Annotated in this window: 13 protein-coding genes; 3 read left to right on the top strand and 10 right to left on the bottom strand. The window is 43.0% G+C overall.

Annotation, left to right across the window (positions count from 1 at the left end; genetic code table 11):
• Positions 1-3: 3 nt before the first annotated feature.
• The 5 genes from ACESR9_RS04020 to ACESR9_RS04000 all read right to left on the bottom strand — a co-directional run bounded on the left by ACESR9_RS04020 (position 4) and on the right by ACESR9_RS04000 (position 4,426).
• Positions 4-699 (bottom strand): gamma-glutamyl-gamma-aminobutyrate hydrolase family protein, encoded by a 696-nt coding sequence (locus tag ACESR9_RS04020; RefSeq protein ID WP_373105681.1) that lies wholly within the window; start codon positions 697-699, stop codon positions 4-6.
• 166 nt (positions 700-865) lie between these two features.
• Complete coding sequence (locus ACESR9_RS04015) at positions 866-2,386, bottom strand: ABC transporter permease/substrate-binding protein (protein WP_373105679.1); 1,521 nt, start codon at positions 2,384-2,386, stop codon at positions 866-868.
• Positions 2,379-3,107 carry an ABC transporter ATP-binding protein gene (locus ACESR9_RS04010; RefSeq protein WP_373105677.1) on the bottom strand — a complete coding sequence of 243 codons (729 nt, stop codon included), beginning with the start codon at positions 3,105-3,107 and terminating at the stop codon, positions 2,379-2,381. The genes ACESR9_RS04015 and ACESR9_RS04010 overlap by 8 nt, the downstream gene beginning before the upstream one ends.
• Positions 3,108-3,116: 9 nt before the next feature.
• A complete protein-coding gene (locus ACESR9_RS04005; protein ID WP_373105675.1) occupies positions 3,117-3,959 on the bottom strand; it encodes an SDR family oxidoreductase in 843 nt (280 codons plus the stop codon).
• 17 nt (positions 3,960-3,976) lie between these two features.
• A complete protein-coding gene (locus tag ACESR9_RS04000) occupies positions 3,977-4,426 on the bottom strand; it encodes a MarR family winged helix-turn-helix transcriptional regulator (RefSeq protein WP_302692280.1) in 450 nt (149 codons plus the stop codon).
• Positions 4,427-4,682: 256 nt separating this feature from the next.
• Here ACESR9_RS04000 and cbiM point away from each other — a divergent pair, with 256 nt between their 5' ends.
• Genes cbiM through ACESR9_RS03985 form a run of 3 tightly spaced genes read left to right on the top strand, consistent with a single transcriptional unit; the run spans position 4,683 to position 7,185 of the window.
• The gene (gene cbiM / locus ACESR9_RS03995) at positions 4,683-5,666 is read left to right on the top strand and encodes a cobalt transporter CbiM (protein WP_070505343.1); all 984 of its coding nucleotides are present in this window, start codon (positions 4,683-4,685) and stop codon (positions 5,664-5,666) included.
• The gene (locus tag ACESR9_RS03990) at positions 5,659-6,447 is read left to right on the top strand and encodes an energy-coupling factor transporter transmembrane component T (protein WP_049522963.1); all 789 of its coding nucleotides are present in this window, start codon (positions 5,659-5,661) and stop codon (positions 6,445-6,447) included. The genes cbiM and ACESR9_RS03990 overlap by 8 nt, the downstream gene beginning before the upstream one ends.
• Before the next feature lie 12 nt (positions 6,448-6,459).
• Positions 6,460-7,185 (top strand): energy-coupling factor ABC transporter ATP-binding protein, encoded by a 726-nt coding sequence (locus ACESR9_RS03985; protein ID WP_070594757.1) that lies wholly within the window; start codon positions 6,460-6,462, stop codon positions 7,183-7,185.
• A 54-nt stretch (positions 7,186-7,239) separates the two neighbouring features.
• On the opposite strand, the gene ACESR9_RS03980 is transcribed toward ACESR9_RS03985, so the two are convergent.
• The 5 genes from ACESR9_RS03980 to ACESR9_RS03960 all read right to left on the bottom strand — a co-directional run bounded on the left by ACESR9_RS03980 (position 7,240) and on the right by ACESR9_RS03960 (position 14,242).
• Positions 7,240-7,653: a YjdF family protein gene (locus ACESR9_RS03980; RefSeq protein WP_049491036.1), complete on the bottom strand. Its 414-nt coding sequence runs from the start codon at positions 7,651-7,653 to the stop codon at positions 7,240-7,242.
• A gap of 143 nt (positions 7,654-7,796) precedes the next feature.
• Positions 7,797-9,026 (bottom strand): acyl-CoA thioesterase/bile acid-CoA:amino acid N-acyltransferase family protein, encoded by a 1,230-nt coding sequence (locus tag ACESR9_RS03975; RefSeq protein ID WP_049491037.1) that lies wholly within the window; start codon positions 9,024-9,026, stop codon positions 7,797-7,799.
• Between the two features lie 58 nt (positions 9,027-9,084).
• Positions 9,085-9,540, bottom strand: a complete 456-nt coding sequence (locus tag ACESR9_RS03970; protein WP_070594755.1) for a MarR family winged helix-turn-helix transcriptional regulator — start codon at positions 9,538-9,540, stop codon at positions 9,085-9,087.
• 97 nt (positions 9,541-9,637) lie between these two features.
• Positions 9,638-12,139 (bottom strand): leucine--tRNA ligase, encoded by a 2,502-nt coding sequence (gene leuS / locus ACESR9_RS03965; protein ID WP_373105673.1) that lies wholly within the window; start codon positions 12,137-12,139, stop codon positions 9,638-9,640.
• A 123-nt stretch (positions 12,140-12,262) separates the two neighbouring features.
• Complete coding sequence (locus tag ACESR9_RS03960; RefSeq protein WP_373105671.1) at positions 12,263-14,242, bottom strand: peptide ABC transporter substrate-binding protein; 1,980 nt, start codon at positions 14,240-14,242, stop codon at positions 12,263-12,265.
• Positions 14,243-14,291: the final 49 nt, after the last annotated feature.

Raw genomic sequence — 14,291 nt, 5'->3', positions numbered from 1 at the left:
ACTTTACAATTGAGTCACGACATATTCAAAGAGCTTGCGATCTGCTGGGCTCTTGTCAAAACGCAGTTCTGGATGCCACTGAACGCCGAGGAAACGACTCTCATCTGTGGATTGAACGGCTTCTATGACGTCATCTTTAGGATCTCGCGCGATCACTTCTAGGCCATATGCCAAGTCTTTAATACTTTGATGATGGAAAGAATTGATGCAACTGGTCTTACCATAGATCTCTTGCAGGATCGTCTGATCCTTGGTCACCAACTCTTGGCTGGTGTACTGACCTGGATTGTCCTGCCAATGGTGTTCAATGTCTTGATGCAGAGTTCCCCCTAGAGCAACATTATAGAGCTGAGTCCCACGGCAGACGGTAAAGATCGCTTTTTTAGCCACACGCGCTTCTTCAATCAAGGCCAACTCAAAGAGATCGCGTTTCAAGAGGTAGTCATCACTGTCGATGGTGATTTCTTCTCCGTAAAACTTGGGCAAGACATTTTGCCCACCGGTGATGATGAGCTTATCAATCATCGATATGTAGTCTTTGGCCAAGGCCGCATCTCCAATCGGCAAGATCAAAGGAATCCCTCCTGCCTCTTTGACCGCTTCGACAAAACCAGTCGCCGCATAACTCATGTTCGCGTCTGGATCATCCGGAAAGGGTCTTTCATTTCCTGTAATTCCAATCACTGGTTGTTTTTTCATACTTTTTCCATATACTTTCATTCATTTTCAAAGCTTATTGTAACACAATTTTAAGCCAGACTCAATGGAGTTTTTTTGAAGAGAAGGTCTTTCCCTCTACCCCAAAAGCATTTAAAATTGCTTTCTATCAAAAAATCCTCAAGTGCGAAGACTTGAGAATTTTTTGTTAGTTCTTGATAAGCCCTTCTTTTACTAAAAAGTCACGCGCTACTTGGGCAGCAGGTTTTCCTTCTACTCCCACTTGGTAGTTCATCTGGCTCATCTGGCTTTCAGTGATTTTACCAGCTAGCTTATTAAGCACACCTTCCAATTCGGGATGTTTCTTAAGAAGAGCTTCTTTCATGAGGGGCGCCCCTTGATAAGGTGGAAAAAGTTGCTTGTCATCTTCAAGGACCACCAGGTCATAGCGAGCCAGTTCAGCATCTGTTGAGTAGGCATCCGTTATTTGAATATCCCCAGACTGGATCGCCTGGTAGCGAAGGGCTGGCTCCATAGTGGAGACTTGTAAGTTGAGACCATAGACCTTCTGCAAGCCCTTGTTTCCGTCTTCTCGGTCGTTAAACTCCAAGGTAAAGCCTGCCTTGAGTTGTCCTTCCACCTTTTTCAAATCTGAAATAGTCTTGAGTCCATACTCTTGGGCAATCTTCTTAGGCACTGCAACAGCATAGGTATTTTGATAAGCCATAGGTTTGAGCAAGGCTAGGTCGTCTTGTCGCTTGATCCCATCTCGAGCAGCTTTGTAGACTGCTTCTGGATCATGACTGACTTGTGGTGCTGGCTTGAGGAGACTTTCGGTCACGGTCCCTGTAAACTCTGGATAGATAGCGATATCCCCTTTTTTCAGGGCTTCATAAAGGAAGGTGGTCTTGCCAAAATTCGGTTTGACAGTCACTGTCATATCCGTATTTTTCTCGATCAAGATCTTATACATATTGGCGAGAATTTCAGGTTCAGGACCCAACTTCCCAGCAATGACCAGATTTTCTTTTTTCGGTTTGAGAAGAAGACTTGGCGTATAAGAAGCTCCTAATCCAATAACCATCACAGCAAAGGCTGCAAAGATGGTCCGCAATTTGGCCTTCTCCATCCATTTGAGAAGAAGGTTAAATGCGATGGCTAAGAAGGCAGAAGATAGGGCACCGATCAAAATCAGACTGGCATTATTGCGGTCAATCCCTAGGAGGATAAAGGAACCGAGTCCCCCAGCTCCAATCAAGGCAGCTAGGGTAGCTGTCCCAATAATCATCACGGCTGCCGTGCGAATCCCAGACATAATGACGGGCATGGCCAAGGGAATCTCGAACTTCTTGAGTCGCTCCCACTTGGTCATCCCAAAGGCGATCCCAGCTTCTTCCAAACTTGGATCAATTCCCTGTAAACCGGTGATGGTATTTTGAAGGATGGGGAAAATGGCATAGATGACAAGAGCTGTTAAGGCCGGAAGCGTCCCAATCCCCATAATAGGAATAAAGAGGCCCAAAAGAGCCATGGAAGGAATGGTCTGGAAGATCCCAGCTAGCTGTAAAACCCAGTTGCTTGTTCTTTTGTGGATACTCAAATAAATAGCTAGAGGAACAGCCAGAAAAATCGCAAGGAGCAAGGTCAGTAATGACAGTTGCAAATGTTGTCCCAGTGCAGCGAGCCAGTCCCCAAAGCGTTCTTGAAAGGTTGCAAGTAGTTTAGACATGGTGAGCACCTCCAAATAGATCTGCGACAAAGTCGTTGGCTGGCTGGGCAAGAATGGTCTCAGAATCCGCTACCTGTACAATCTCTCCTTCTTGCAGTACTGCAATCCGGTCGCCTAATTTTAAGGCCTCGTCCGTATCATGCGTCACAAAGATAGTGGTCATACCGAATTCTTTGTGCAATTCTTTGGTAAGAGTCTGCAACTGCTTACGGGAGATGGCATCCAAGGCCGAAAAAGGTTCGTCCATGAGTAAGATTTTCGGCTCTCCAATGATGGCCCGCACAATGCCAATTCGCTGTTGCTCTCCACCTGATAATTCACTAGGCATGCGATTTGCATACTCTGCCGCAGGAAGCCCCACCTTATCCAAGAGTTCTTCTGTCTTAGAAGTGATTTGTTCCTTGCTCCATCCCTTCATTTCAGGAATGAGAGCAATATTTTCCGCAACGGTCAAGTTAGGAAAGAGGGCAATGGCTTGAAGGACATAGCCGGTACTGAGACGTAGCTCCCGCTCATCATAGTCCTTGATACGTTTCCCATCCATATAGATATTGCCATCTGTCGGCTCCAAGAGACGATTGACCATCTTGAGCATGGTGGTCTTTCCAGATCCTGAAGGACCCACTAACACCATAAATTCTCCATTTTCAATGCGGAGATTAACATCTTTTAAAATGTTTTTATCCGTGTAGCGCAAGGCTACATGTTTGTATTCAATCATAAATCATCCTCAAGCAACTAACTGTCTTTCTTTCAAAACATCTATTAAACTCATAGCTGGACGTCCTAATACCTTTTCGACATCTTTTAAAACTCCGGCTTGTTCCCCAGCTTTAATCGCTGTATAGGTACTGACCCAAGCATCGTACTCCCAGTTTTGTGCTGGCCATTTTTTCCGTGACTCATAAGCTTCTTCTACTGATTCATCTACATACGTGATGGTCTTACCGGTCTCTTTTGAGAGCAGCGCTACGATCTCTTCCATGGAAAGTTCCTCTGGTCCTGTTAGATTCAAGGTTTGATTTTCCCATTTCTTAGCATGTGAGAGAATCTCCGCTGCAACACTAGATGTGTCCTTACGGGCAACTGCTGAAACCTTCCCACTTCCTGCTGGACCACGAATTTCTCCATTTTCAAGAGCAATATCTATCAAGAAGTCCAAGTAAAAATTATCTCTCAAAAAAGTGTAGGTGAACCCTAACTCCTTGATATAGGCTTCCGTCTGGGCATGATCTCGAGACAAGGTAAATGTTGCTTTTTCATCCGCTCCGTAAAAGGAGGTATAGACGATATGCTGCACCCCCGCAAGCTTTGCGGCATCTAAAAAACTCGTGTGTTCCTCAACACGCTCTGGATTTTCCCGAGCAGAGACCATCAATAAGACATCGATACCCTTTAAGGCCTCAACTACCTCTGGAGTATTGGCATACACCATCTTACGAATTTCCGCTGACGCGTAGACTGTTGCCCGCTCTGGACTTCTTGCTAAGTGTACGGAAACCATTCCTTTCTTATCGACAAGATTAGCCACATAAGAACCTAATTTCCCTGTTACACCTGTTATTCCAATCATAAGCATTTTCCCCTCTACTACAGTTCACTCTCTTTAGCTTTTAGATTTGTGATAATACGCTCTTGATAGGCTTCAAATTCTCGGATTTCTTGATCCGAAAAGCCTTGGTAAAAAATCTCTCCAAGTTCTTTGCTGACACGGTCACCGATTTCTTTTTGCGCCCAACCAAGGTCTGTCAAAGAAATATATTTTTTCCTTTTATCCTGCGTACAAGGTTGAATCGTAACCAAGCCTTGTTCTTCCAATTTCTTAACCATGCTGGTCAAGGTATTATTAGCTAGACCCGTCGCAAGAGCGATATCGGTCACAGTAGCGCACCCCAACTCTTGCTTCCACAAAATCGTTAAAATTTTCCCCTGTTCACTTCGGTATTGGGCATCTGGTTCCTTGCTCAAGAGTTTTTGAAAGATACGCCCATTTAACAAGCGTATTTGTAAAGCTTGGTAGCCCCCTTGCATCTTGTCCATTTTGTCTCCTTTTTATTTCTATATCGAAATATCACAGTCATTGTATCACTGTTCGTTACATCTGTCAACTATTTCGATATGGAACCAATAATTTTATCTAAATTCACCTTAAAAAGCCTTTCTAGCCCTTCAAACTAGTTTTTTCTCCCTCTTTCTAGCAAGTGTAACAAATGTTGGACTCGTTTTGCAACGACACCTGATTTTATAATGTGGTAATCTGTTAACGAAATTAAATCATACTAATGGAGAATTTGTTATGCATATACCAGATAATTACCTTAGTCCTGCAAGTTGTGCAGTTTTAGCGGTTGCTGCTGCGCCTGTTATTGTCTTGTCCATCAAAAAAGTCAAGGTCCAATTAAAAGAAAATAAAGAGCTAGCGCCGATGCTTGGGATTGCTGCTTCTTTGTCCTTCTTATTGATGATGTTTAATGTTCCTGTTCCTGGTGGAACGACCGCTCACGCTGTCGGAGGGACCCTTCTTGCCATTCTCATAGGTCCCTATGCGGCCTCTCTAGCGCTGACAGTTGCCTTACTCCTACAGGCCTTCTTATTTGGTGACGGAGGGATTCTCGCTCTTGGGGCCAATATTTTCAACATGGCCATTGTGATGCCTTTTGTTGGCTATGCTATTTATAACTTGTTCCGCAAGCACCATCAGGAAACGCTTGGCGTTATTATCGGTTCTTTTCTTTCGATCAATGCTGCTGCCTTCTTAGCTGGTGTTGAATTGGGCTTGCAACCCCTCATCGCGTCAGAAGCTGGTCAGCCACTCTATAATCCTTATGGATTGAGTATCACGGTGCCTGCTATGTTGGGTGCTCACCTCCTTGTCGCAGGTTGGGTCGAAGCCTTCTTCACCGTTGTGATTTACCGTTTTGTAAAACAAGTTGCTCCTGCAGAGTTGTACACACCAAGTACAGTCAATACAACTTCATTTGTTAAAAAAATTCGCTGGGTACTCCTTGCTTTGATCGTCCTCAGCCCACTTGGACTCCTCGCAGATGGGACAGCTTTTGGTGAATGGTCTACTGAAGAATTGGGTAGCCTGCTTCATGGCAAAGTCCCAACAGGGATCAAAAATGGATTCTCTTTTGAAGCCTTGTTCAGTGATTACACCATTCCTGGAACAAAAATTGCGATTGGCTATATCCTATCAGCCATTACAGCTGTTCTCATTTTCTATATCATCAGTAAAATCATTCGATCAATGAACGGAGAAAAGACTTCTCATGCGTAAACTCCCTGACTGGCTTCATCAAGAGCAAGCGACTCTAGAAGCTTCAAAAAGCCATCACTATTTACAAATGAATCTTCAAACATTGCGCCACTTTCTTGGCAAAATGAAACAAACGACGCCCGCATTCAAGGCCAAAACTTCGTCTTGGATGCGGCTCGTTTCCTTTTTAATTTTAGCCATTCTCATTACGACTGCCCACCATCCCATCCAACTGTGGTTGATCGGCATCCTTTTGTTAATGCACATTGCCATGCTTCCTGGAGAGGTCCTACTCCACCTCTTTAAGGTCCTGTTCAAGGTGCTGTTGATTTCCACAATTGTGATATTGCCTAGCATCTTATTTCAAGGATTTCAAAATGGAGGACTCTTTTTGCTACGTGCAGGGATGATTGTCCTCAATATTTCTCTCTTTTTAGCCACTACCACAAGCATCCAACTGGTTGAGGCCCTAAGGCAGCTACATGTCCCCAAGACCTTTGTCCAGACCATTGATATTACGCTGAAATATAGTTATATTTTGGGAAAACACCTTCACCAACAAATTGAGTGCGTCCAACTCCGGACCGTTGGTCAAAAAGTGAACCTCCATCTCTTTGGCTCTCTTCTGGGTCTCCTGTATCTATCAACGAAGAACCATACCAAAGAGGTCTACGAGGCAATGTTGCTGAGAGGCTACGGTATGGATACAAAGCGCAAAGAAGCCTTCCACTGGAAGAAGGAAGACGTCTTTTTCCTATTGGAATTGGCGGTTCTCACGACCTTCACGACCTTACTTGGCTAGAAAGGAAGCACTATGATTACCATTCAGGATGGAAATTACCACTACACAGATGAGATTGGAATCCACGATATTCAACTACAGATCAAGCAAGGGGAAACCGTGGGCTTGATGGGCCCAAACGGAGCTGGAAAATCGACCCTCTTTAAAATTCTGGTTGGGCTCTTGCCCCTGTCTTCTGGTCAGTACCACTTCAAGGATTGGACCATTGACAAAGACTTCTTGAAAGATCCCCATCGTGCTGGGCAACTCTTCCAGCAGGTTGGACTCATTTTTCAAAACAGCGATACCCAATTGTTCAATACAAGCGTCTATGATGAACTGGCTTTTGGCCCACGTCAACTCGGCTTATCGGCAGTTGAAATCGAACAACGCGTCAATGATACACTCACTCTTTTAGAGATTGAGCACCTGAGAGATCGTATTCCCTACCATCTTTCCGGAGGGGAAAAGAAGCTAGTCGCTATCGCTAGTGTCCTCACCATGAATCCTAGTCTCTTGCTATTTGACGAGCCCTTTAACGGTCTCTCACCAAAATACCAGAAGCTGATTGTCGCCTTGCTCCAAGAACTCAAAACAGCAGGAAAAACGATTGTGATTTCCTCCCACCATTTCGAGCAAATCGCTCCGATTGTGGAACGGGTTCTGCTCTTTTCTGAAGAGCACACCATTACAGGAAGCTACAATCGAGCTGATTGGGAAAATCATCCAGATATTCAACAATCGTTTTCAACATGTTAAAAAGCCTCGGTAGGGTTCTTCCTACCGAGGCTTTTTTGATGAAAGAGATAAGGGTTAATATCCTTTATGCTTCTCTCTTCGTTTTTGCTGTTTGCGTTCGAATTTCTCTTGTTTTAGCAATTGTTTTTGGACACTAGATTGATGTTTTGAAATCTTTTTCCTTTCCTCATACTGCAACTGCAATAGTTCTTTCGACTTGGAAGAAACTTTCTGATTTACTTGTTTCTTCACCATTCGCTGTAATCGTTTAGGATTCTTGATTTTTACATGTTGCTTAACTATAGCTTCTGGACTAAAAGATAATTGAGTAAACTGAGTCTGTAAGATCTCTAGAATTTCATCATCTTTTGGCTCCTGACCAAATGTCACACGACAAACTTGATAAGTTTCTCGATACACTTGTTCGAACAAACCATGCCAAAATCCATCTTCAAAATAAACTGTCAATCCAATTGAAATTGTTTCCACGACAGCACCTCCTTAAATCTATCCCTAAGAATGGACAACCAAGGAGGAAGGTTACTGATAGGCTTGCCTACGTCTGGACTACCAACCAGAACTGTGTTTTTATCTTAGTTGGAACTATTATAGCATATTTATAATCTATTTTATTACTTCTTCAAATGCCTATCAAAAAAATGAATCGTAGCCAACCAAGAATCCTTACTCTCTTTCATCAATAAACGCCAATCTTTTCGATAACGATGATTTGGTTGATAAGCCACTGTCAACATGTGACCTGTTTCATGATATTTTTTAAAGGTAATGTAGTGGCCTTTATAATGTGAGACAATATCATCAATCGCTGACGAGGCATCCCATATTTCATCAACAGTACTTCCGAGCAATAAGATTGGTGAATGCATTTGACCAATATCTATCCTAGCAGAGCAATCTTTGGGGAAGGTTTTTCTAAAAAATTTACTGAATAGATAATCTCCAAGTCGAAACTTTTGATAGGGAAGTTCCTTTTGCAAATGCGTCCAAGAAGAAGTATGAGAGTTCCATTTCCCTTTTATCCCTTCATATACCACATCAGAGGGTGAATTTAGTACCAAACATTGAACGTCATTAAAAAGGCTCTCCTCAGCTAAAACGAATTCTGCTCCCTTAGACCGTCCATAGATTCCAATTTTTTCACTATCTACTTGGGGATGCTGACGTAGATAATCCTTTGCTTCCACAAGGCACTCTAAAGGAATACGTTCCAAATGTTTTGGTAACCCCTCTAAACCAAAGTAGGCAACTGCTAGGCAAATATAACCTCTAGAAGATAAAAGCTGAGCTATATTCTGTGCCTTTTCAATCCGTCCTTCACTACCGCTCACAATAATCAATGCTGGTGTTTTTATTGCCTTTTTATCATAGAAGAGTCTCCCTTGAAAATATTTCCCGTAAATATCTTGATGACTAATTTGCGAACTCATGTAATGTCTTGTGAAAGTTCTCTCTGCAATGATAGTATTTTCTTGCATAATTTTGATATCCACAAAAAAATGATCTAATAAGGGAATTTCAGAAAGAGAGTTTGGAAGTTTCTTTCTCTCATTGGTCAAGGGCTTAGCATTAAAAAATAGTCCCATTGTTGAAATGCCTTCATAAGAGCCAGAACAAGATGGAGTTTGTGAAATATCAATAATACCATACTTATCTGATACAAAAGTCCCTATTGATCTCCATAAAACATCATGAGCTAAAAGCATGGGAGCATTGATACAATAATAATCAGTTAGGTACATCTCGACTCGATATGTTTCTCTTGGTTTTAAGCCATTGATGACAATATTAAAAGATTCGTCTGCTAACTCAGACTCTGAGATAAGTTCAATTTGTATATTCATATCTTCCTCTTTTTTTGTTAATGTGATTAACAATGTAGTTTTAAAATTACCGTGATTTTTACCACGGTAATTCTCGCCATACCTGTTCAACATCATCCATCAGTTTCATAACCATTTGAAGGTCCTCATCACTATAGTTTCTTAAAACTGAAAAAATGGCTTTTTCAATATGTTCTTGCTGCTCTTTATGGATGTTAAAAACTTCAACCCCTTTTTTGGATAATATCAGATATTTATTTTTTTCATTATCCTGTGCAAATTCAAAAGCAACGAGGTCTTTCTTGGTTAAACGTCTAACACTCTGAGTAATAGCGCTCCTTGATACTTCAAGTAACTCAGATAATTTCACTAGATTCACAGGCTGATTCCGACCTATTAGATCAATCAAATGGACTTCATTAATAGTGATTGATTTATCAATACTATTCCTGTGCTGATCCTTTTTCAACCGTTCAAAGGCTAAAACAAAGCTGTTAAAACGATTATTAAACTTATGCAGTTCTTTCTTATTCATAGTTTCCTTCTTTTTGTTAATGATATTAACAAAATATCGTTTTCTTGTCAAGAAGAGTCAAAAATCCTCCAGAGCTTAGCTCTGAAGGATTCATTTATTATTTCACAACAATATTTACAAGCTTATTAGGTACACTAATCACTTTTACGACTTCCTTGCCATCAATCTCTGCCTTGACTTTTTCGTCAGCTAGAGCGACTTCTTGCAATTCTTCGCGTGACAGGTCTTTCGCAACCATGAGTTTAGCACGGACTTTACCTTTGATTTGGACAACGATTTCGATTTCGTCTTCAACCAATTTGCTTTCGTCCCATGTTGGCCAAGCCACATAAGAGATAGACTCGCCTGTTGCTGCGACTGTTTGCCAGAGTTCTTCTGCCAAGTGAGGCGCAAATGGAGCGATCAATTGGATAAAGCCTTTGGCATAATCCACATAGAGTTTGTCTTCCTTGTTCGCCGCATTGACAAAGACCATGAGTTGAGCAATGGCTGTGTTGAATTTCATTGACTCGATTTGCTCTGTGACAGCTTTAACCGTTTCGTTGTAAACCTTGTCAAGAGCACCATTGTTATCCGCAACAATTTCTTTACTTGTAATCAAACGGTAAACACGGTCAAGGAATTTACGGCTTCCTTCCAGACCTTCTTCAGACCAAGCGATAGAAGCATCGAGTGGTCCCATGAACATTTCATAAACACGAAGGGTATCCGCACCGTATTGTTCCACCACATCGTCTGGGTTCACCACGTTCTTGAGGGATTTAGACATCTTAGCTGGTGCTTGCTCCAATTCTTCTCCTGTTTCCACATGGAAGAAGGAACCGTCACGTTTTTCAACCTTGTCAGTTGCCACAAGAGCGCCACGGTGGTCACGGTAGCTGGTTCCCAAGATCATTCCTTGGTTAAAGAGTTTTTGGAATGGCTCTTTAGTCGGTACGACACCAAGGTCATAAAGGAACTTGTGCCAGAAACGAGCGTAAAGCAGGTGGAGCACGGCGTGTTCTGCACCACCCACATAAATATCGACTGGCAACCATTGTTTGAGGAGATCCTCGTCAGCCAATTTCTCAGTGTTGTGTGGATCGATATAGCGGAGGTAGTACCAGCTTGAACCGGCCCATTGTGGCATCGTATTCGTCTCGCGACGACCTTTGACGCCATCTTCACGAGTCACTTCCAGCCAGTCTGTCAAGTTGGCCAATGGGCTTTCCCCAGTACCTGAAGGGCGGATGTCCTTGGTCACTGGCAAGACAAGTGGAAGTTCACTTTCTGGAACAGCTGTCGAAGTTCCATCTTCCCAATGAATGATTGGGATTGGTTCACCCCAGTAACGTTGACGGCTAAAGAGCCAGTCGCGGAGACGATAGGTAACCTTTTCTTGACCAAAGCCTTTTTCTTCTAGCCAAGACACGATTTTAGCAATAGCTTCTTCTTTGTTGAGACCGTTCAAGAAGTCAGAGTTGACGTGAAGGCCATCTTCTGTGTAGGCAGCCTCTTCAACGTTCCCACCTTCAAGTACTTCTACGATTGGAAGACCAAACTGTTTAGCAAATTCCCAGTCACGCTCATCATGGGCAGGTACGGCCATAACAGCACCTGTACCGTAGCTAGCAAGAACATAGTCGGCAATCCAGATTGGAATTTCTTTGCCATTGACAGGGTTGATAGCATAAGCACCAGTCCAAACCCCTGTTTTTTCCTTGGCAAGGTCTGTACGAGCCAAGTCTGATTTAAGGCTGGCTTGGTGTTTGTAGTCCGCTACAGCCTCAGCTTGTTCAGGTGTCGTGATGGCATCTACTAGTTCATGTTCAGGCGCCAAAACAGTGAAGGTCGCACCAAAAAGAGTATCTGGACGAGTTGTAAAGACGGTGAATTCCTTGTCAGTCCCTTTTACTTTGAAAGTGACATTGGCACCAGTTGATTTACCGATCCAGTTGCGTTGCATGTCCTTGATAGACTCTGGCCAATCTAACTCATCCAAGTCATTGAGCAAGCGCTCTGCATAGGCGGTGATTTTAAGCATCCATTGGCGCATTGGTTTACGGACAACTGGATAGCCTCCACGCTCAGAAGTTCCGTCAGGAAGGACTTCTTCGTTGGCGATGGCTGTTCCCAATTCTTCCACCCAGTTTACTGGCACTTCCGCTTCATAGGCCAAGCCTTTTTCGTAAAGCTTAGTGAAGATCCATTGTGTCCATTTATAGTAGTTTGGGTCTGTCGTATTGACTTCACGGTCCCAGTCGTAAGAGAATCCAAGCGCATTGATTTGACGTTTGAAGTTGGCAATGTTTTCTGCTGTGAATTCAGCTGGGTCATTCCCTGTATCCATCGCGTATTGCTCAGCAGGCAAACCAAAGGCATCCCAGCCCATTGGGTGAAGGACGTTGTAGCCTTGCGCACGTTTGAAACGGCTAAGGATATCTGTCGCCGTGTAGCCTTCTGGGTGTCCTACGTGTAGACCCGCTCCAGATGGGTAAGGGAACATGTCCAATGCATAAAACTTAGGTTTTGAAGCATCTGTTCCTGTCTTAAAAGTATGATGGTCAGCCCAGTATTTTTGCCACTTAGGCTCGATTTCTTTATGATCGTAAAAACTCATAGCGTCTCTCCAATTTTCGTGATGCTCCTATTATACCATTTTTAGGCGATTTTTAAAGGTTCAGACAAAGAAAAAGACAGGTCCCATACGGGACCTGTCCATCCTGTTTTCGCTAAGAAAAGTCTATTTCACATGCTTTTCAAGTTCTTCTTGCGCTTTTTTATTGGATTTTTCTTTTTCTTTCTTCCATTGTTCACGCGCTTTGTCATAGTCTTTCGCCGCTACGACCTTGTCTTGAACTTCTAAATACTTATAGTTAAAGGTTTGACCCTTGTGGCCGGTCCAAGCAAAGGCTGCAGAGTATGGTACAGTCTTACGAACGACTGGAGAAGCTCCATCCGAATGAATCGGAATCAAGAGGGCGCTATCGGTCAACCAAGCCTGAGCCGCAGCATATTTTTCATAACGCTTGTTCACATCAGTGTTTTCTTTTTGAGCGTCCTCAATTAATTGATCGTACTCATCAAAGCCAGCTGCTTTTGCGGCCGCATTATCCGTACCAGCATCAAATCCAAAGTAGGCATTGGCGTTTTCGCCAGTTTTACCACTAGTGATGTCGATGTAAGAAGATGGGTCCGTATAGTCTGGTCCCCAACCCAAGTTATTGTTCAAATCCCAATCTTGTTGCGAAGCATTTTCAGCAAAGTAAGTCACTCGTTGAAGATCATCCTCAGAAACCATATTCAGATCGATGACAATATTTTCTGCTCCCAATGTAGATTCAATCGACTGTTTGAAGGATTGGGCTTGTTTGATTCCTTCCGTATAAGTCGAAGAAGTTGGAAGGTCTAAATGAATTGGGAATTCAACTCCTTGAGACTGCAATTCTGCCTTAGCTTTGGCAAACTCTTCTTTGGCCTTGCTTGGATTGTAGAGGGTGTCTTTTCCATCTGCGACAGAGACCCCTTTCCATTCATCCCCATAAGCTTCTAAGTCTTTTTCTACTGCATCACCAAATTGTTTGCCATCGATTTGGACAAAGTTTGGTGGCGTAAAGGTATTACGGATGACCTTATTGGCACCCGCTTCCCCGTTAGTTTGCGCTACATAAGCCTTGCGGTTGAAGGCAAACATAATAGCTTGACGGAAGTCCTTGTTCAAGATTGCTTTCTTGGTAGAGGCCTTTTGAGCATCCGTGGTCTTCTTTGTGATTTCATAGGCCTGACGGTCAATGTTGAAGGAAAGGTTATAGGTTGAGGAACCTTGGTCAGTATAGACGATGTCGTCCTTATGCTTCTTCTCTACACTCTTATAGTTGGAACCATTTGGGAAAACACGGGCAACTGTATAGTCACCGTTATCAAATCCACGGATCAGAGACTCGGAGTCTTGACCATCATAATAGGTCAGTTTGACTTTACTGATCTTGACATTTTCCGCATCCCAGTAGGTTGGATTTTTTTCTAATATCGCAGAAGATTTCGAAGTAATGGATTTGATCAAATAAGGTCCGCAGTAGAGGATACTAGACGGAGAGGTTCCTTGACCGTAATCATCTCCCTTGGATTTCAAGAATTCTTCGTTGACCGGCATCAGGATCCCCATCGTGGTCTTAGAATTCCAGAAGCTTTCAGGCTGGCTCAAGGTATATTGAACGGTATAATCATCAATGGCTTTGATACCAACCGTTGAGAAGTCTTTGGTTTTTCCTGAGACATAATCATCCAAGCCTTTGACAGATTTTTGGACGAGATAGAGGGCCGAAGATTTCTTATCCGCCGCGTGCTTGAGACCTGTCACAAAGTCTTGGGCCTTAACCTCTCCTCCATATTCTTCCCCTTCAGAAGTCATCCATTTGACCCCTTTGCGGAGTTTATAAGTATAGGTCAAGCCGTCTTTGGAAACAGTCCAGTCTTTAGCAAGCGAAGGGATTAAGTTCCCATACTTGTCTACTTCCAATAATCCATCTACCGCATTTCCTGTAAACTCGGAAGTCGATTTTTTATTGGAAATCGAATAGTCGAGCGTATCCGGATCCTGGGTATAAACATAGCTAAACGTCTGTCCACCGGAACTTCCAGATTTTCCACCTGAGCAAGCTACTAGGACACCAGCTGATAAAAGCAGAGCGCTGGTAGCTAAGAGTACCTTTCCTTTGTTCATATAATTCACCTCATTGTAAAAATGTTATATTCAATTTAAATTATAGCAC

Source organism: Streptococcus parasanguinis (assembly GCF_964238605.1).
Lineage (GTDB): Bacteria > Bacillota > Bacilli > Lactobacillales > Streptococcaceae > Streptococcus > Streptococcus parasanguinis_AJ.
This window is presented reverse-complemented; position numbering and strand designations above follow the sequence as displayed.